The sequence below is a fragment of the Pediococcus pentosaceus genome, from assembly GCF_001437285.1.
GTDB lineage: Bacteria > Bacillota > Bacilli > Lactobacillales > Lactobacillaceae > Pediococcus > Pediococcus pentosaceus.
Window position 1 is genome coordinate 87326 of record NZ_JQBF01000002.1, and the last position, 19120, is coordinate 106445.

At 35.7% G+C, this 19120-nt stretch carries 22 protein-coding genes, 1 tRNA gene and 1 other annotated feature (1 of these 24 only partly in view); of the genes, 19 read left to right on the forward strand and 4 right to left on the reverse strand.

From position 1 onward, the window contains the following. The gene (gene greA, locus IV86_RS02215) at nucleotides 1-483 is read left to right on the forward strand and encodes a transcription elongation factor GreA (protein WP_011673213.1); all 483 of its coding nucleotides are present in this window, start codon (nucleotides 1-3) and stop codon (nucleotides 481-483) included. 26 nt (nucleotides 484-509) lie between these two features. On the opposite strand, the gene IV86_RS02220 is transcribed toward greA, so the two are convergent. Further along, complete coding sequence (locus IV86_RS02220; RefSeq protein ID WP_011673214.1) at nucleotides 510-3125, reverse strand: YfhO family protein; 2616 nt, start codon at nucleotides 3123-3125, stop codon at nucleotides 510-512. A gap of 132 nt (nucleotides 3126-3257) precedes the next feature. On the opposite strand from IV86_RS02220, the gene IV86_RS02225 reads away from it, so the two are divergent. The 7 genes from IV86_RS02225 (at nucleotide 3258) to IV86_RS02250 (ending at nucleotide 8636) form a co-directional block, all read left to right on the forward strand. Further along, nucleotides 3258-5348 carry a peptidoglycan D,D-transpeptidase FtsI family protein gene (locus IV86_RS02225; protein ID WP_002833519.1) on the forward strand — a complete coding sequence of 697 codons (2091 nt, stop codon included), beginning with the start codon at nucleotides 3258-3260 and terminating at the stop codon, nucleotides 5346-5348. Nucleotides 5349-5446: 98 nt separating this feature from the next. Further along, entirely contained in the window at nucleotides 5447-5596 is a 150-nt protein-coding gene (gene rpmG / locus IV86_RS08570) for a 50S ribosomal protein L33 (RefSeq protein ID WP_011673215.1), read from the forward strand. An 81-nt stretch (nucleotides 5597-5677) separates the two neighbouring features. Beyond that, entirely contained in the window at nucleotides 5678-6241 is a 564-nt protein-coding gene (locus IV86_RS02230) for a 5-formyltetrahydrofolate cyclo-ligase (RefSeq protein ID WP_056979327.1), read from the forward strand. Between the two features lie 29 nt (nucleotides 6242-6270). Beyond that, nucleotides 6271-6960 (forward strand): rhomboid family intramembrane serine protease, encoded by a 690-nt coding sequence (locus IV86_RS02235; protein WP_002833521.1) that lies wholly within the window; start codon nucleotides 6271-6273, stop codon nucleotides 6958-6960. Between the two features lie 32 nt (nucleotides 6961-6992). Continuing rightward, nucleotides 6993-7205, forward strand: a complete 213-nt coding sequence (locus IV86_RS02240; protein WP_002833522.1) for a YqgQ family protein — start codon at nucleotides 6993-6995, stop codon at nucleotides 7203-7205. 17 nt (nucleotides 7206-7222) lie between these two features. Beyond that, a complete protein-coding gene (locus tag IV86_RS02245; RefSeq protein WP_002833523.1) occupies nucleotides 7223-8185 on the forward strand; it encodes an ROK family glucokinase in 963 nt (320 codons plus the stop codon). A gap of 31 nt (nucleotides 8186-8216) precedes the next feature. Continuing rightward, nucleotides 8217-8636, forward strand: a complete 420-nt coding sequence (locus tag IV86_RS02250) for a rhodanese-like domain-containing protein (protein ID WP_002833524.1) — start codon at nucleotides 8217-8219, stop codon at nucleotides 8634-8636. A 53-nt stretch (nucleotides 8637-8689) separates the two neighbouring features. On the opposite strand, the gene IV86_RS08575 is transcribed toward IV86_RS02250, so the two are convergent. Continuing rightward, entirely contained in the window at nucleotides 8690-8866 is a 177-nt protein-coding gene (locus IV86_RS08575) for a DUF3042 family protein (RefSeq protein WP_002833525.1), read from the reverse strand. 82 nt (nucleotides 8867-8948) lie between these two features. Between IV86_RS08575 and IV86_RS02255 the strand changes: the two genes are divergently transcribed. The 9 genes from IV86_RS02255 to IV86_RS02295 all read left to right on the forward strand — a co-directional run bounded on the left by IV86_RS02255 (nucleotide 8949) and on the right by IV86_RS02295 (nucleotide 16693). Continuing rightward, entirely contained in the window at nucleotides 8949-9683 is a 735-nt protein-coding gene (locus IV86_RS02255; RefSeq protein WP_002833526.1) for a glycerophosphodiester phosphodiesterase, read from the forward strand. 1 nt (nucleotide 9684) lies between these two features. Further along, the gene (miaA, locus tag IV86_RS02260) at nucleotides 9685-10617 is read left to right on the forward strand and encodes a tRNA (adenosine(37)-N6)-dimethylallyltransferase MiaA (protein ID WP_002833528.1); all 933 of its coding nucleotides are present in this window, start codon (nucleotides 9685-9687) and stop codon (nucleotides 10615-10617) included. Continuing rightward, nucleotides 10601-11857 carry a methionine gamma-lyase family protein gene (locus IV86_RS02265; RefSeq protein WP_056979328.1) on the forward strand — a complete coding sequence of 419 codons (1257 nt, stop codon included), beginning with the start codon at nucleotides 10601-10603 and terminating at the stop codon, nucleotides 11855-11857. Before miaA ends, IV86_RS02265 begins: the two co-directional genes overlap by 17 nt. Before the next feature lie 80 nt (nucleotides 11858-11937). Then, nucleotides 11938-12303, forward strand: a complete 366-nt coding sequence (locus IV86_RS02270; protein ID WP_002833530.1) for a MerR family transcriptional regulator — start codon at nucleotides 11938-11940, stop codon at nucleotides 12301-12303. A 34-nt stretch (nucleotides 12304-12337) separates the two neighbouring features. Next, complete coding sequence (gene glnA, locus IV86_RS02275) at nucleotides 12338-13678, forward strand: type I glutamate--ammonia ligase (RefSeq protein ID WP_002833531.1); 1341 nt, start codon at nucleotides 12338-12340, stop codon at nucleotides 13676-13678. Between the two features lie 148 nt (nucleotides 13679-13826). Continuing rightward, nucleotides 13827-14702, forward strand: coding sequence for a hypothetical protein (locus IV86_RS02280; protein WP_056979329.1), 876 nt, complete (start codon nucleotides 13827-13829; stop codon nucleotides 14700-14702). Then, nucleotides 14695-15612 (forward strand): hypothetical protein, encoded by a 918-nt coding sequence (locus IV86_RS02285; RefSeq protein WP_002833533.1) that lies wholly within the window; start codon nucleotides 14695-14697, stop codon nucleotides 15610-15612. The genes IV86_RS02280 and IV86_RS02285 overlap by 8 nt, the downstream gene beginning before the upstream one ends. Before the next feature lie 9 nt (nucleotides 15613-15621). Then, complete coding sequence (locus tag IV86_RS02290) at nucleotides 15622-16161, forward strand: dUTP diphosphatase (protein WP_002833534.1); 540 nt, start codon at nucleotides 15622-15624, stop codon at nucleotides 16159-16161. A gap of 304 nt (nucleotides 16162-16465) precedes the next feature. Further along, complete coding sequence (locus IV86_RS02295) at nucleotides 16466-16693, forward strand: hypothetical protein (RefSeq protein ID WP_002833535.1); 228 nt, start codon at nucleotides 16466-16468, stop codon at nucleotides 16691-16693. Nucleotides 16694-16832: 139 nt separating this feature from the next. Here the strand turns inward: IV86_RS02295 and IV86_RS02300 are convergent, their stop codons facing one another. Together IV86_RS02300 and IV86_RS02305 are read right to left on the reverse strand one after the other, a co-directional pair. Beyond that, nucleotides 16833-17036 (reverse strand): hypothetical protein, encoded by a 204-nt coding sequence (locus IV86_RS02300; protein WP_002833536.1) that lies wholly within the window; start codon nucleotides 17034-17036, stop codon nucleotides 16833-16835. A 223-nt stretch (nucleotides 17037-17259) separates the two neighbouring features. Continuing rightward, nucleotides 17260-17333: transfer RNA gene (locus tag IV86_RS02305), tRNA-Arg, on the reverse strand. A 204-nt stretch (nucleotides 17334-17537) separates the two neighbouring features. Between IV86_RS02305 and IV86_RS02310 the strand changes: the two genes are divergently transcribed. Beyond that, nucleotides 17538-18050, forward strand: coding sequence for a hypothetical protein (locus tag IV86_RS02310; RefSeq protein ID WP_002833537.1), 513 nt, complete (start codon nucleotides 17538-17540; stop codon nucleotides 18048-18050). 333 nt (nucleotides 18051-18383) lie between these two features. Next, nucleotides 18384-19013, forward strand: a complete 630-nt coding sequence (locus tag IV86_RS02315) for a TetR/AcrR family transcriptional regulator (protein WP_011673281.1) — start codon at nucleotides 18384-18386, stop codon at nucleotides 19011-19013. A gap of 49 nt (nucleotides 19014-19062) precedes the next feature. Beyond that, nucleotides 19063-19120, forward strand: a sequence feature (ribosomal protein L21 leader region); it runs 10 nt beyond the window's last position.

Sequence of the window (19120 nt, forward strand, 5' to 3'; positions counted from 1 at the left end):
ATGGCAGATGAAAAAACTTATCCAATGACTTTGGATGGAAAAGCTAAGTTAGAAGAAGAACTAGAAACTTTAAAAACAAAGACTCGTCCACAAGTTATCGAACGTATTAAAATCGCTAGAAGCTTTGGCGATCTATCTGAAAATTCAGAATATGAATCAGCTAAAGATGAGCAAAGCATGGTAGAAAGCCGAATCAATACGGTTGAACATATGCTCCACTACGCACAAATCATTGATAATGATGATATTGCTGGTGATGAAGTTTCTTTAGGCCGAGTGGTTGAATTTAAAGAGCTTCCTGATGAAGAACCAGAAGAATATACGATCGTTGGGGCTGCAGAAGCCGACCCTATGACTGGTAAAATTTCAAACGATTCACCAATTGCTAAAGCTCTTTTAGGTAAAAAAGTTGGCGATGAAGTTTCAATCGCTACTCCCGGTGGAGATATGAAAGTTAAAATCCTAACCGTTAAAAATGCTTAAAAACTAATCATATTAAAAAAAGCTTTTCACTTCTTATGAGTGAAAAGCTTTTTTTGTTGGAGCAAGACGAGCATTAGAAAACCAATTATGGTAATAGACATACCTAGCATAAAGAATGGTGGTATATAAGTAAACTTGATTTGATGTTTGCCAGAAGTTAATTTTACGTTGCTTCCTAAGAAGTAATTACCGACTTTAGAAGTAGGAATCGTTTTACCATCAATTTTAATGTGCCATCCCGAACTGTAAGGGATGGAAGTGAATAAGTAGGGTTTATCAGAATTAACGTTTAAATTGCCTGTGACTACGTTCCCAGCGTTTTTCACCTGCGTTAGACTATTTGTCTTAGCAGCTTGGTAATCTTGCTTAAATGTGCCGTAATGAAGCTCAGCGACACTAAAATCAGATAAAAGTAAACTTTGCTTCTTTAAAACAATTTGAATACGAACTTTTTTGCCTTTCATCTGATCTGCAATCGATAAAACAATTGGTTGGTCATAATCAAGGTCTTCAGTAATTCGTTGGTTGTTAACGAAGATATCCGCATTATCATGTGAAAGTTGTGATCCGGCGGTAATATAAATTGGATTATTATTTTTTGGCTCATATTCAAAAGTTACCGTGGCAGCCTTATTAAGTTTCTGTTTAGTTAACAGACCATTTTTAATATTAGGCGTGGAAGTAACATTTGAAAAGTAAATTTGGGCCTGGTTAGTAATGTCTGTAAATAAATTTTGAGAATGATTACTGATTTTTTTGAGTAAATTAGATTGATATTGCAAAGGATTTCCAATTTTTTTGGTATTACTTACCGGATGAGTAGTAGTAAGACCTAATGGAAGGGCATATTGATTTAAGTAGTTATCAGCATATTTAGTGTTACCAATCTGATGATACCTTTTTAAAACATCGTGCCGAACACTTTTAGTTGAAAAAGGATTATGGTCAGTTTCGTTATTTACAAATGACCAATACTTGAAGTTCAGAAGGGCATCAGAGATCAAGGTTCCGTTCATATAGGTCACATTTCCGGAAGTTGTAGGTTGGCCCAGAGCACTCATCATATCAAGCATATTAGTTTCTAGGTTAGAGTTAAAACTTGATCCACTATTGAAACCTAATTGAATTGGATCATTTTTAGTCCTAGAGTAATTTGTACCAATCCTCGAAAAATGATGACCTTGGTCTTTAATCTGGTCGATTGCATTGCGAGCTGCTGAGCTATATTGAGCAAATTCGGTTTGGCTAACATAACTTATACGATTCAACGACCAGATAGCATTGACAGATAAATCTAGGGCCATAAAACAAACTAAAATTGGCGTGAGCCCCGGATTAAAGTCTTTAGCTTGGAAGCCAACCCAAAAGACAAGCGCTGCAATAAAGATAATAACTCCAAATTGAATTTGATTCTCGGTCATAAAGTCGCTAATTTTTGGTAAATTTTTAGTTGATATATAAGCAACAAGACTAATGAGTGCTAAACCAGCGATGATGGGTTTTAAAAGTGCTTCTTGGATGGGATGTAATAGTCCTTCAAAAGCTAAAATAAGAACCCAGAAACTAAAAATGAAACTAAAACGATATGCATACCACCATGGAAATTGCATGGCATGCCAGAATAAGTTTAATGGGGTGAAACAGAAAGAAAGTAAGAAAAAAGCAGTTATTAATAGAGCTCCAAGTCGTCTTTTTAAACCAATATTTTTATTGAAAAAGTAGGCGACAAAAGCCATTAACACAAACATTCCCACGTAAATATTTGGTAGACCATCAGACATTTGCTTAAAGCTGAATGTCCCTGGCATTAATTTAGTTAACATTTTAAGTGGTGTGTAAGCAAAAGACCATTTAATTGAGTTTTCTGTATACTGTGCTTTACCATGGAGGAGAGCCCATAATGTCGGCATCCAAGCAATGGCGGAAAAAACTAGAACGTAAATCCAAGATTGAACATAGTGAAAAATCTTTTTCCATGATAACGGCGAAGCTCGCCATAAAAAGTAAATTAAGGTGAAAATACCAATCATATAAGCAAAGTAATAATTTATAATGACCATTAAGCTCATCGTCGTTACAAAAATTTTAATTTGATTTTGATCAATTAGAGCATCCAAACCAAGAATAATTAAGGGTAATAAGATGGGAGCATCTAGCCAAAAAAGGTTAAGTTGATTGGCGATGGAAAAAGCCATCAAACTATAGGCAGTAGCAAAACCAACAACACTAGCTCGCGGAGTGGTGATTTTATTTTTTTGAGCAAGATGCTGCAAGTAAATAGCAGATGTTAGTCCAGCTAAAGCGTATTTTAGTACAGTTATTACTAGGATTCCGGAAGTGATACTCTCTTTTTTAAAAAACAAAAGCAGCAAATTGGTTGGACTGAAAAGATAATAAGCCCAAGTACCAAACATATCTCCACCTAAACCATTGGAAAAAGAATAGAAAAACTGACCAGGATGACTGATAAGTGTACTGCGGAAATATTCATAGAACGCGACATATTGCTGTCCCATATCGACAGTTAATAGACTAGATGTTCCAAATGGAGCAAATCCGCGATAAACGAAGTATGCTAGCATAATGCAAGCAGGGATACATCCACTTAAAATTAAATTCTGATGTTTCTTAATAAAATCCATTAAAATCCCAACCTTTAAATTGATAATAATAGGATAGCACAAAACATGCTTAAGACTTTGTTAATACTATTAGTACACCGATATATTTTCTGGTAGAATGAACGAAGTGATCTAAAAGGAGCAACATAAATAATGAAAAATCCTAAAAAAATTAGGCGACCAAAAAGTGAATTACCATTTCGATTGAATTTGATCTTTTTTGTTGTCTTTGCGTTATTACTACTGTTAGTTGGACAATTAGGGTATTTACAAATTTTGTATGGCTCGAAGTTGCAAGCAGTCGTAAATCGAACTGATAACACCGTTGAAACCAATAATGTTCAGCGGGGGGTGATTTACGATTCTACTGGAAAGGTTTTAGTAGGAAATACTGCGCATCAGGCTATTTCGTATACCAAGGGTGCCAACGTAATGGCTCAAGACATGTTCAATATTGCTAATACACTTGGAAAATATCTTGAAGCCAATGATACAGAGTTGAGTCGAACAGATATTGCGAATTACTTGCTGGCAGATTCTAAAAATAGTAAATACTACGAAAAGAAAATTACTAATCGTGAAAATTTGAGTAGTAAGGCAGTTCAGGAAAAAGAAATTGACTATATCAAAAATTCGGATATTAAGTTAAGTTCAAAGGAAGAAAATGCTGCTCGAATTTTTAAAATTATGAATGGAGCTTACCAACTTTCTACGGTTTATATTAAGGAAACGGATGTTTCTAGTAAGGAGCTATCTGAGATTGGTGAGCACCTTTCTGAGATGCCTGGGGTCAAAATTTCAACAAGTTGGACTCGTAGCTATCCAGAGGGGAATGACATTAAGTCCCTAGCAGGAACGGTAAGTAGTTCCAAAACTGGTCTACCTAGTGATGAAGTTAACACTTTATTAGCTGAAGGTTATGCTCGTAATGATAGCGTGGGACAAAGTTATCTCGAAAAACAGTATGAATCAGTTTTAAAGGGAACCAAATCGCAGACTGCCATTCAAGTTAGTTCGGGAGGACAGATTGTTAAGAAAGTTCAACAATATGCTGGTAAAAAAGGTGATAATCTTGTTTTAACGATTAACTCCAAGTTCCAAGAAGAAGTCCAAAAAATTATGAAAGAGGCCTCAAAAAACGCTGGTGGACAATCAACTGGTGGCTATGCAGTGGTAATGAATCCTAAAACAGGAGCAGTGATTGCGCTTGCTGGTGCTGACCGAAATCCTTCAACAGGTAAGATGACAGATAATGTCTTAGGAACAATTAATGAACCAATTGTAATGGGTTCCGTGGTTAAGGGGGCAACAATTTCTGGAGCTTTGATGGACGGGGTTATTACTCCTAGCAATAATACCTTGATTGATGAACCAATTAAGGTGGCTGGAACAGGATCAAAGAGTTCTTGGTTTAATAGTACTGGTAGTGCAAATATGTCAGTTGACGCTTCGAGAGCGTTAGAAGTTTCTTCTAACTCATATATGATGCAATTAGCCATGAAAGAAGGAGGGTTTAAGTACTCCTCAGGGGCATCCTTGTCAGGGATGAATCCTAATGTCTTTAACAAATTGCGTGGATATTTTGAGCAATTCGGTCTAGGTACTAAAACAGGCATTGACCTTCCTGGTGAATCTTCCGGGTTTAAAGGACCTACTGGCTCTGCTAATATTGGTAAAGCGCTCGATTTATCTTTTGGTAATTATGATGCTTATACAACCATTCAAGTTGCGCAATACATGTCGACCATTGCAAATGGTGGTTATCGTGTTGCTCCACATGTGGTTGAACAAATTAGAAGTAGTAAACAAAATGGAAAAATGGGAGCAGTCCAAAAGACCGTTTCACCAACTGTTTTAAATCAAGTTGATATGACTTCTGCACAGAGAAAATTAGTTACAGATGGGTTATATGACGTGGTTCATGGAAGTAATAAATATAAGACCGGTGGGCCACTAGCTGGTATTTCTCCCGGAATTTCTGCTAAAACTGGTACAGCTCAGACGACAACCAATGGGAAAACAACCGTAACGTTGTCATTAGCTTCTTATGCTCCATCTAATGATCCTCAAGTAGTTGTAGCACTAGCTCTGCCAGGATTAAGTACAAATGCTGAATCGGATAATATGACGGCTGCTAAGAAGATCTATGCGGCATACTGGAAATATGTCCAATCCAAATCAACCCTTACTAATCCAACTAAAGCGACCTCTGAAACCGCTGCTCAGAACTTGAATTCCAATTAATCGCAATTGGTTCTGGAAAAATTTTCAGAATAGTGGTAACATGTACAATGCTAGTGGATTTTCGAATTCAAATATATATATTAATGGAGGTCATTCCAATGCGTGTACACATTACTTTAGAATGTACTGAATGCCATAACCGTCAATACTTATCAAACAAGAACAAACGTAACAATCCGGATCGTTTGGAACTAAACAAGTATTGCCCTCGTGAACGCAAAGTTACATTACACAAGGAAACAAAATAATCGTAATTAAGGCTGGAAGACTGCAATTTGCTGTCGCTTCTAGCTTTTTTTATATATTTAAATGTAACTATGGGGGATAAAATGAATAAAAATATCTTTAGGCAAACTCAAATTAAACGCTTAAATCAAATTGATATAACGTCTAAAAGAGCTAAAGAGGCGTTAATTTTAGAAAGTTTTTTCGATCAACATGAAGTAAAAAATGCTCGAAAATTAGCGATAACCATGAGTCACGGCTTTGAGCTAGACACAGCACCCATCATTCAACGGCTAATTGAAAATGGTAAATGTGTCTATGTCCCACGGACCTTGCCAGAACGACAGATGGAGTTCGTCGAATATAATTTAAATACACCCATGCAACCAAAGTTCCAAGAAATTTTAGAACCAGTAGGGGGGAACGTGGTTCGTCCCGAAGCATTGGATCTAATAATTGTCCCTGGTCTAGCTTATGAAGTTTCGAATGGTTATCGGTTGGGATTTGGGGGAGGATATTACGATCGTTACTTGAAAAAAACGCCAGCCTCGAAAATAGTTTTAGCTTTTTCAGAACAAATTTATTCAGATCCTCAGTGGGATGTAGAACCTTTTGATGTACCATTAGAAAAAATTATTACAGAAGAAGGGGTTCAATTTGAACGTTAGATGATTCGGTTTGAAAAGGAAGGTTCTTAATGAGTGATCAAAAACAACTTTTAAAGCGTCTATACGAAGGCCCATTCGTTACACAAACAATCGTGGGAATTAATATTTTAGTTTTTCTTTGGTTGACGCTAATCGGCGGAAGCACGAATATTTCAGTCCTAGTTACCCACGGTGCTTTGGTACCGGTGCTGGTACAAAACGGTCAGGGACTGTGGACAATATTTACATCGATGTTTATTCATATTGGATTTGAACATATCTTGTTTAATATGATTGCGTTATACTTTATTGGTAGGCTTTTGGAACGAATGATTGGTCATTGGAAATTTGTATTAATATATATTTTTTCAGGTCTTTTTGCTAATTTAGCAAGTTTGGCTCTCTCAAACCCTAATAGTATTTCTGCCGGTGCAAGTGGGGCTATTTTTGGGATTATCGGTGTATGGCTGATGATGGCAGAACAGTATCGAGAGTACCCCGCATTAATCGATATGGGTAAACAAATGCTATTATTTAGCGTTTTGGGCTTGATAAGTGGACTGTTGGGTACTAACATGAATATTATTGCGCATTTAGGTGGTTTAGTTTCTGGATTTTTAATAGCGTATGTAATCGGATTCCCTAAATTTGGTAAGGTTCCAACTTGGAAACGTATTGGTAGTGCAATTTTAATCGTTCTTATGATGATAGCGTTTTGTAAATTAGCGTTTACATCATAACAATAATCTGGTAAATTAGTTGAGATGGTATTATGAAAACACTTTATGATGTGCAACAACTTTTAAAGCAATTCGGAATATTTGTTTACGTTGGAAAACGTAAATGGGATATTGAATTGATGAGTATTGAATTGAAAAATTTGTACAAAGCAGGAGTCGTCGATAAACCGACCTATGTTAAAGCTCAGTTGGTTTTACGACATGAGCATCATATTGAAGAGGTTAGAGATAACCAACAAAAATAATGGAGGGTTTCGAAGTAATGGAACGTAAATTAATCGGTGTCGATCTTGGTGGAACAACAATTAAGTTTGCTATTTTAACTGAAAATGGCGATGTTCAACAAAAATGGAGTGTGGAAACAAATGTTTTAGATGAAGGTTCACACATTGTTCCAGACATTATTGACTCAATCAATCATCATCTTGATTTATATAAGATGACTAAGGATCAATTTATTGGAATCGGGATGGGAACACCGGGAACTGTAAACCGCGAAAATGGTACAGTAATTGGTGCTTTCAACCTGAACTGGAAAGAAACTCAATACGTTAAGGATGCAATTGAAGATGGTACAGGAATCAAGTTTGCCATTGATAACGATGCTAATGTTGCTGGTCTAGGTGAACGTTGGAAGGGTGCTGGAGAAAACGGCGAAGATGTTTCTTTCGTTACTCTTGGTACCGGTATCGGTGGCGGTTTGATTGCTGGTGGACAATTGCTTCATGGTTTAGCTGGAGCTGCTGGTGAAATCGGACATGTTACGGTTGATCCTGAAGGTTACCTATGTACATGTGGTAAGCGTGGATGTCTTGAACAATATGCCAGTGCTACAGGTGTTGTTCATGTAGCCCGCGACATGGCAGAAGAATTTTCTGGCGATTCAGAACTTAAACGTGAAACTGATGACGGACAAGATATTACTTCTAAATTAGTTTTCGACCTTGCAAAGAAGGGTGACGTTTTAGCTCTTCGTGTTGTTGATCGGGTCTGCAGTCTCTTAGGACTTGCTTTAGGTAACTTGGCTAATACTTTAAACCCTGAAAGCATTGTTATCGGTGGCGGAGTTTCAGCAGCTGGTGATTTCTTATTAGAACGTGTCCGTAATTATTACGAACAATATGCATTCTCAACTGTTCGTTCTTCAACCCAATTAAAATTAGCTCGCTTAGGAAATGACGCTGGTGTAATCGGTGCCGCTTCATTAGCTCGTGTATTTGCATAAATAAAACAAAAATTTTGGAGATGAGAGAAACATGGCTGTTGCTGCTGCAAAATATACAACCGGATTTTGGATAAATACAATCGTGATCATCCTTATCATTGCATATCTAGTTTATCAACTTTACTTATACTGGAAACGTGGTAAGATTTCGACTCAATTAGATGATGATGAATTTCGAGCTGGAATGCGTAAAGCACAAGTGATTGATGTTAGAGAAAAGAAGGAATTTGATGCAGGTCATATTCTTGGTGCTAGAAATATTCCGTATTCGCAAATGAAAAACAGAACCCAAGAATTGCGTTCTGATTTACCGGTTTATTTATACGATCAAGGACGTACTTTTAGTGGACGTGCAGCAATGCTTCTATCCAAAAAAGGTTTCACCCAACTCTACATTTTAAAAAATGGATATCAACGTTGGACTGGAAAAACTAAAAAGACTAAATATTAAAAAGAGATTGGGTTAAAATAGAATTAACCCAACCTCTTTTTTATTTGTGTAGATTAGCCATTATGTGCAGAGTGCTGTTTACGGTGCGCACGACGACGATTTTCTTCGGTACGTTCGACTTGTTCTTCAACAGGTTCAACTACGACTTTATGAAAAGCGAAGAGTGCCCCAGCAATTGCACCAAGTGTTGAGATTGTTCCAAATAGAAAACCTTTTACAAATTTACCCATCTTATTCAGCTCCTTACTTATGATTACCTTAATTATGCGCTGAATTGATTTAAAATGCCAGAAATAGATATAGGAGAACGATATGATTACTCAAATTATTGCCCACCGTGGAAGTAAAGGCGTGCGACCAGAAAACACAATAGTGGCTTTTAATAAAGCTATTGACGAAGGCGCTGATGGAATTGAGACTGATGTTCACTTGTCTAAAGATGGGAAGTTAGTCATTATTCATGATGAGACTGTTAATCGGACCACAGATGGAGAAGGCCGCATTTTTGATAAAACCTTAGCTGAAATTAAGAAATTAGATGCGGGAGCATATTTCAGTGAAAAGTATGTTAATGAACGCATTCCAACGCTCCAGGAAGTAGTTGATTTATTAATTCAAAGAAAATATCATGGTATTTTTAACCTAGAATTGAAAACAGATAAAATTAAATATCCAGGAATTGAACAAAAGGTTTATGAAGTTCTTAAGGGTGAAGATTTCCCATTCCATTTGGTATATTCCAGTTTTAATCCGAAATCGATTAGCGTGTTACATCAATTACAACCAGAAGTTGAAGCTGCTAGCTTATTTAAAATTAATACGAAAGCAGCTCGCCGATTCAGTAGAAGAAGAATTATTCAAGAGTGGCACCCAAGTATCGCATGGGTGCGTAGTCATCGATTTTTCTTACCTCACGTCCAATTACGGCCATGGACAGTCAATTCTGAAGATGATATCAAGTACTGCTTTAAAAAGAATTTTAAGGGGATTATCACGGACTATCCAACAAGAGCTTTAAAAATTAGAAAAAAGATGCAGGGAGAATAATATGGAAAAAGTTTTAGCGATTGTTGGTCCAACTGCAGTCGGAAAAACCAACCTGTCGATTGATATTGCAAAAAAATTTAACGGAGAGATCATTTCTGGGGATTCGATGCAAGTCTATCAAAAATTAGATATTGGCACGGCAAAAGTTACCATAGAGGAAATGCAAGGAATCCCACACCATTTGATTGATACCAAGACTATCCATGATCGCTTTTCAGCTGCTGATTTTAAAGAAACGGCTCAAAAATTGATTAGTGAAATTAGTCAGCGAGGTAAGCTACCAATTGTGGTTGGTGGAACCGGTTTTTACCTACAGGCTCTATTAAGAGATTTGGAGTTAGGAGGTAGCAATGAAGATCGAAATCAAATTGAAGCGATCCGTACAGAGTTAAATCAAAAAGAAAATGATGAACTATTATCGATACTAAAAACAATCGATTTAGCAACTTACGAAAATATTGATCGAAAGAACCGGCGACGAATTATTCGAGCAATTGAAGTTTTTAAAGTGTCAGGCCAAAAGATGTCAGAACAGCAAATGCAACCGACGGCGGTTTATGATGACCTACTAATTGGCTTAAATACGGAACGCTCTATCTTATACCAACGTATCAACCATCGGGTAAACATGATGTTAGACGCTGGACTTGAAAATGAAGCACGCTGGTTGTTTGACGAAACTAAGGTACCACAAGCCAACAAGGGGATTGGATATCGAGAGTGGCAGGATTACTTTAAAAATGAGAAAACTTTATCAGAAACCATTGAGCTAATACAAAAGGATTCTAGACACTATGCTAAACGTCAACTTACATGGTTTAGAAATAAGATGGATGTAAATTGGTATGACATTATCCAAAATCCACAAGAGCAAGCAAAGATATATCAAAAAATTGAAAACTGGTTAGGTGTTAAAAATGAATTGGAAAGATGATTTTAAACCGGAAGTAAAAAGAATCATTGAAGAGGTTGAAAAACAAATTCAACCACGACTAAGTGAGATTGATGATCAAGTAACTTTTAATCAACGGAAAGTATTAGAAGCCTTTCAAAAGGAAAGAATTTCCGAAGAAAATTTAAATGGAGCGACTGGATACGGTTATAACGATATGGGAAGAGACGCTCTAGACCGGGTTTATGCTGATGTTTTTAAGACAGAAGATGCGTTGGTCCGGCCACAATTTGTTTCTGGGACTCACACAATTAGTTCGGCCTATTTTGGAATGTTGCGTCCTGGAGATAAGTTATTATACTTAACGGGGATGCCTTATGATACGATTCAAGAAGTGATTGGCGTCACTGGTAAAGCAGGAATGGGTTCATTGAAAGACTTTAAAATTGATTTCGATTACGTTCCTTTGTTAGAAAATGGAAAAGTTGATTTTAAAGCTGCCAAGACTAAGTTGACGGATCAAGTTAAAGTAGTAGCAATTCAACGTTCAAGAGGTTACTCTAGTCGTTCTAGTTTTACTGTTGATGAAATTAAAGTGATGGTAGATCATGTTCGGGAGATTTTACCCAATGCTATTATTTTTGTTGATAATTGCTATGGTGAATTTTCAGAAATAGTGGAACCAACTGAAGTAGGCGTTGATGTCATGGTAGGTTCATTAATTAAAAATGCTGGGGGTGGAATCGCCCATACTGGTGGATACGTTGTTGGAAAGCAAAAATTAATCGAGATGATTGCTAATCGTTTAACTAATGTTGGTGCAGGTAAGGAAGAGGGAGCTACCCTAGAAAATCTTCGCAGAATGTATCAGGGATTTTTTATGGCCCCTGAGGTTACGGGAGCAGCAATTAAAGGCGCTATTTTTGAGAGCGTAATTTTAGAAAAGTGTAATTTACAAGTTGATCCTAAATGGAATGATCCACGGACGGATTTGATTCAAACAATTAACTTTGGTGAACCAGATTCAATGATTCGCTTTGCTAAGCAAGTACAAAAAAATTCACCAATTGATTCATATGTTGATCCAGAGCCATCTCAAATGGCTGGATATGAAGATAAAGTTATTATGGCAGCGGGTACCTTTGTTCAAGGAGCCAGCGTTGAATTTTCTGCTGACGGACCAATTCGCCCACCATATACACTGTATTTACAAGGTGGTCTAACTTATTCACACGTAAAAATTGCAATCACTAAAGCCGTTGAAGAAACGTTCTTTAACTGATGTTAGAAAATGTAACATCAGCTATTGACGTAGCTATCATTGACTGTTAAACTTAGTTCAATATTAAAGGAGTTATTGGTATGAGTGAAAAAGAGCTTCGTCGCTCGATGGCTGTTTTACCGATTGGTACAGTTATGAAGTTAACATCTCTTACTGCTCGACAGATTCGATACTATGAAGAAAACGAGTTAGTTTTTCCAGATCGAAGTGAAGGAAATCGACGTTTGTTTTCGTTGAACGATATTGATCGATTGCTTGAGATTAAAGATTTTATTGCAGAAGGTTTGAATATTGCTGATATCAAGCAACGCTTTGAGCAACGAAAAGAAGAACTGAAACGCTCCATTTCGGATACTCAAATGCGGAAAATCTTAAGAGAAGAATTACTTCAAACTGGAAGGCTATCGGATGATTCTGGCCCAGCCTTTCCAATTAAACGAGTTTAGTATAAAAAAATAAAGTGGGGCGTTACATACAGTTATGGCAAAGAAAAATTATTCGCAAGCAGATATTCGTCAGATGGCAAAGGATGAAAATGTACGTTTTCTCCGATTAATGTTTACAGATCTTTTTGGAATAATTAAGAACGTTGAAGTACCAATTAGTCAATTGGACAAACTATTAGATAATAAATTGATGTTTGATGGTTCCTCAATTGACGGGTTTGTTCGGATTGAAGAAAGTGACATGTATTTATACCCAGATCTTTCTACTTGGATGGTTTTCCCATGGGGAAGCGAACATGGCAAGGTGGCTCGCATTATTTGTGAAGTATACTCAAATGATCGTAAACCATTCGTGGGTGATCCACGTAACAATTTAATTCGAGTACTCCAAGAGATGAAGGATGCAGGATTTACTGATTTTAATATCGGACCTGAACCTGAGTTTTTCTTGTTGAAATTAGATGAAAATGGTAAACCAACCACTAATTTAAATGATAAAGGTAGTTACTTTGATTTAGCTCCTGTTGATTTAGGTGAAAACTGCCGTCGTGATATTGTTTTGGAACTTGAAAATATGGGCTTTGATGTTGAAGCTTCTCATCATGAAGTTGCTCCAGGACAACACGAAATTGACTTTAAATACGCCGATGCTTTGACCGCTGCCGATAACATTCAAACCTTTAAGTTGGTTGTTAAGACAGTTGCCCGTAAATATAACCTGCATGCTACATTTATGCCTAAACCTATGGATGGAATCAATGGTTCAGGGATGCATTTAAACATGTCACTTTTCAATAAGGAAGGCAATGCTTTCTATGACGAAAAGGGTGACTTACAACTTTCTCAAAATGCTTACTGGTTCCTTGGTGGACTATTGAAGCATGCTCGTAGTTATACGGCCGTATGTAACCCAATTGTTAACTCGTACAAACGTTTAGTTCCTGGATATGAAGCTCCAGTATACGTTGCTTGGTCAGGTTCAAACCGTTCACCACTTATTCGCGTTCCTTCAAGTAAGGGACTCTCAACTCGTTTTGAAGTTCGAAGCGTCGATCCAGCTGCTAACCCATACTTAGCAATTGCATCAGTATTGGAAGCAGGCTTAGATGGCATTAGAAACAAGATTGAACCAGAAGATTCCGTTGATCGTAATATCTATCGAATGAACATTCAAGAACGTAATGAAGAGCATATTACAGATCTACCTTCAACATTACACAATGCTTTGAAGGAATTCCAAAATGATGATGTAATGCGTAAGGCATTAGGGGATCACATTTTCCAAAGCTTCCTCGAAGCTAAGAAGTTAGAATGGGCTTCTTACCGTCAAGAAGTGACACAATGGGAACGTGATCAATATCTCGAAATGTTCTAGACAAATATCTATAATAAGAGTTATAACACGGTTAATCGTGTTGCAACTCTTTTTTTGTGAAGAATGTTTAAATTTATTGTCGAATTCCTTTATTTATTTGAAATTTTTTTGTAACATTAGAGACAGAACGATAGAATGGAGCGATATCATGGCAGATGAACGTATGAATCACGAAGAATCCAGTCGGGATATTTTAATCTCGCAACTGAAAAACAAGGATCAATACATAAACGAATTGGCGGAAGCAATTGATCAGCACAACGATTTGCGCATTTATCAATTGCTAGGACCTTTGCGCTATCGGGATGAAATTAACGATGCTTTCGACTTGGAATTTGGAGAATATCCATTTGAGTTGGTAAAGGATCAAAGACAAGAATTAGCACATTTCTTGAGTGATAATTTGATTGATTATTTAATCGAAAAATTTCCATTTTTCTATTACCGCGAAGTTGAAAAGGGACAATTTAAAGTCTTCTTTGGTAATTGGTGGGATCGCCGTGAAATCGGGACACTTGATGCATTGAATGTTGAATATACACTAGACGAAGAAAAACTTGAAAAGCTTGAAAAAGCATTGAATATTGATGAAGCGGGTAAAACTTTAAACTCAGACCAAATCAACCAATTATCAGTTAAAAATGTTGAGTTACAAAAAGTGGTTACCGCTCAAACTGAACTTGAAGATAAGCAAAAAGAATTGATGGAACGTCAAAACAACTTGTCAGATAAGGGCGGTTTATTTGAATCAAATAAGATTAAAGAAGAACGCCAACAAATTAAGGAAGAACTTGCTAAGATCGCTGAAGAAGAAGAACAAGCGGCTAAGGCTCCTGAACAAATTCGTAATAATCAAAAGCAAATTTTAGTTCTTTCCAAGGAAGATACCACGCTCAGTTTTGAAATTGAGGCTTTAAAGAAGAGTTTCACGAGTTATAGTGAGTTCCGTGAAACTGCCGACCAACTGTATAAAAATTATCTCAGTAGCCTATTAGACGAAGGGCAGGTAAAGTCTAATGGATAACACAATCAATGAAGATAAAAAAAGAGCAACATTATCCGACAAGTTGCTGAAAGTACAATCTGATTTGGATGCTGGATTAAGCAAAGGTCGTAGTTTCGCAGAATTATTTCGTACTTTAACAACTACAGATGATAATGTCGAGTTATTGGATGCTGCAAAAAAACTTTATGCGTTCGTAGTTGATAGCGATGCAGTTATTTTTCCTCAGAAATTTGAAGCTAGTGACTATTATTTAATTTTTATGACTCGCTTAATTGAATTAAGCGGTTTAAAAACTAAACTGGGTCTGGAAGTTGAACAAGAAAATAATTACCAAAAACTTTTCCATACTTGGACGGGGACTAGCCAAAAGTTCCGTTTTAAAATGGCAAATAATCAGGCTGAATATGTTGATCAGGCAACGCAACAAACTATTTTTCATTTGAGTTTAGATGAACGGAAAATGAGCTTTAATACTGATACAATTAATAATTTTTATTTTCTAAATCAGCAAGATGACGAAGATAGCTTGGTTGACGAGATTAAGTTATTTACTAAATTTGGCCAAATTTTAGAAGAAGTATACAATTTTGAAGTTGACTTTAATATGTTTGATGCTCGTAATAATAAAGTTTATGAGTTTGATCAAACTAGCTTAAATACAGATATTATTGATGAACTTTTTGTGGATGCTGCTAAAAATGGTTTTACTTTGCTAAATGCTGAGAAACTATTGGGAGCATACCTAAAATTAGATAATCATGTAGTTTTCTCGATTTTTCAAGAGATACCAGCAACCGACCAATGGGCTATTCAAGTTAATGATAAAAGTGAAGAAAAATCATTGTTTGATATCTTGAAGCAGTACGATTTCTTGAACGATTGGTATGTTAGAAATATTGCAGATTTAAAATTAAAAATGTTATTTTAGGTGATTAAGATGGATTGGGCAAAAATGTTGCAAACATCGGTTGCGTTAGACCGTGATATTAGATTTAAACATAACTTGGCCAATAGTATGCAAGACCGGATTCAAGAAGCTTATATATCTTTGGATGTTGAACTTGCAGAAATAGCTAATGCTGCAGAATGGTTCAAGGTATGGAAAACTCATCGTGGCAAACGCGACGGAGAGTTATCGGTCCATCAGACGGTTTTGAATGAGTTTGTGGATGCTACTGATTTTTTTCTATTGATGGCTAATTTAAACCAATGGAATCATTTGATAGTAATTGAAGATGAAGAAATTGATAAGTATAAGGCGGATTCTCGTACGCCCGACTTATCTCTAATGTATTTAAATATTAAGAAAATGTTGTTTTCGGCGTATGCGTATAATCGAAGCACAGATTATGTACATGCTTGGCATCTGTTTATGAAGTTTGGTATTAAAGGCTTAGGATTTACTCCTGAAGAAATTGAGGAAAGCTTTTTTGCTAAAAATAAGGTTAATTACGAGCGTCAAGAAAATAATTACTAATAGGAAATAACAGAAAACCCAAAACCTGCTCTGGTTTTGGGTTTTCTATTAATTAATAAAACCGTAAAATACGGTCAATAATTGAAGATTTGTAGTTAATGCCTCTATTTCTAAAATGGGATTCTTTCAATGAATGAAAAAGGTATAGACAATTAAAGAAAATGGTCTTATGGGCTAGTAAATTGCAAAGCAAAGTTTAAGTTAAGATCATAATGTTTTACTATGGCTGCGAGGTGTGAAATAATTGATACAGAAGCTTACTGTTCACTTCTAAAATTTAAGTTAGCTAAGGAAGTGATAATGAATGACGTATACTGATATTTATGGATTTAAACACGAAAATGCAACAGTTATTAGTAAACAAGACGAATTTCATCGCGTTTTTATTATCGAAGATGAAAAACATCGCCGTTTTGAATGCTTAAAAGAGCATCCTGAGGCTACCCATAAAGGGCCGTCGCATTGGAAACTAGCCAAGCAAGATACACCGCCAGATAATTACTGGGATGTGTTCGACTCGGATGGAAAATAATTAATATAGATAAAAGAAGCTAAATCGTTAAAAATCGGTTTAGCTTCTTTTAGTTTAATGGAGAAATTCTAGCGCTCTAAAGATAATCCCATAAGATGATTTTTTGTTTGAACGTATATACATATTTTATATTTCGAAACTAATTAAATTGGCCATTAAGATAAGCTTTGATGGTTATGATGATAAGGCCTAATATAATTAAAATAACACTTAACCAATGCATTGAACGGTTACGATATTCATAGTGAGTAAAGATGAACCCATATCGAATTTTGGTGTTAAATACAGTAATCAAGAATCCTAGCATGAAAATAAAAACACCAATTAAAATAATGATATCCATTTCTAGCAATGCTCCTAAACTTTTGACTTAATCTAGTAATTATATGTTAGATTTTATTCGATTTTTTAGTCGAAGTCACATTAATTGCTTAGTATAAAGATTTAAAAATAAAAATCACCCAATCTAATTAAAGATTGAGTGATTTTTATGTTGCTTAGTGAGCGTTTGGTGAGCGCTCTTGTTTTAAAAGCCTATACCATAGGGCTTCTAAGCTATATTAATATGATTCGGGAGAGATTCGAACTCTCGACCGTCCGCTTAGAAGGCGGATGCTCTATCCAGCTGAGCTACCGAACCGTACTTAAACAGTATATTTAAAAACGATCGTTCTGTCAATGGAATTATTACAAATAGAGGGATGAAAAAAGTGGATATAAATCGCAATTAACAAAGCAATTTCAACATTATAAATTAAAGAAATTAAACGGGGTTAAACGCTTTAATTAATTTGAATTATTAGGTATTATTAAATTAGAAGTTAACGAATAGAGGGTGGCTTAAATGAAAAAAATTATCTCGGTTTTACTTTCGCTGATGGTAGTAACATTATTTATGAGTGCATGCACCCATAATAAAGTTTATGGCACGGTAGTGGTGTCTCCTGAAAAATACAAGCAAATTTCAGCAGATAAGAAGTTGATTGAGAAGACTATCAGTGGTCTAGAAAAGTTTAATTCTGAAAACCCAGAAACAGAAAAATCAGTGATGAGATCTCTAGATGCTTTGATTAAAAAGGGCCAAAGGAAAATGAACGATAGTGATCGAGTAAAATTTGAGGCACTTTTAGGCGATCATAAAAATGGAGTTAAAGGGATCGTTAAGAAAGCTTACACTCATCAACGGGGTTTTGATGATGACTTGAGTGGTAGGATTAGATCAAATATGTTGAAATCAATTAAATTAATGACGCATGGAATTACTAAAAACGAAAATGATCGAAAAAAAATATATAAACAAGTTTTAGAAGATACTAAAGCAGATAAAAACCTATATAAAATTGGCGGAAATGAATAAAAAATGGGGACAACGAAGTAACATTATTTATATGATGCTTCGTTGTTTTTTGTTGCTTATATTTATGTTAATATACAGTTCTTAATTATTAGAATATTACTAAATGCGGATACATGGGTATTTTTGCACATATTTCAATAAAAGCATAAATTTTAATATATTTTAAGAAATAAAATGCGCGAAAATCGTTCATTTGTAGAGGTTTATACGGTATCATGGACATTAAGGGTATAATCCGCATGTTATTTAAAAAGTTAGTTTATTGTAAAAAAGTTTCCATTGGATTAAACTCTAAAACGTGAATCAAGCGTTTATAAATGTGAGGTGCTGAATATGAAGGAAGATCCTAGAATTATTAAGACATTAAGTAAATTGCAAAAGGCTTTTGTGATGTTATTGAAGACATATGACGCTGGAGATATTAATGTTAGGCAAATTAGTGATGAAGCTGGGGTAACCCGTGGAGCTTTTTATTCACATTTTTCTGACAAAAAAGAATTTGTTAATTTTACGATTAACGAACTAGTGGGCTCTTTATTTAATTCATCATTAAAGGATTCAGTTGGATTTGTCGATGAGGTTAATCACAAAAATGCTCATGGAACTAATGTACTATCAGTCTCCAACTTTTTTGATAAAGTTGCAGCAGATTATCAAACGTATACGATTGTATTAGATACGGAAAAATTGCCTCAGTTTACCGAGGTGCTTAAAGAACGTTTGAATTCAGAAATTAAAACTTTTGCTGAATATTACGGCAAAAAGGTAAAGCATGATGGTTTTCCCATTGAAGTTTTAAGCTCATACTATGTAAATGGTCTAATTGGAATGATTAGAATGTGGCTTGATGAAGGAATGGTATACACTTCACATTATATGGCAAATGCGGCCAAGAAAATTTTAGGAACAAAAATTCAAATTGATAGTCAAAATATTGACCTTTCCGATTTTTTCGTAGATTAACATTGACTATTATTTAAATCTACAGTATAGTATTAACGTTGGTGTGGTCTCCACGCTACAACCGCACAAAGTGAGTTTTAAAGCATAGCACTTACTTTGGCGAGTCT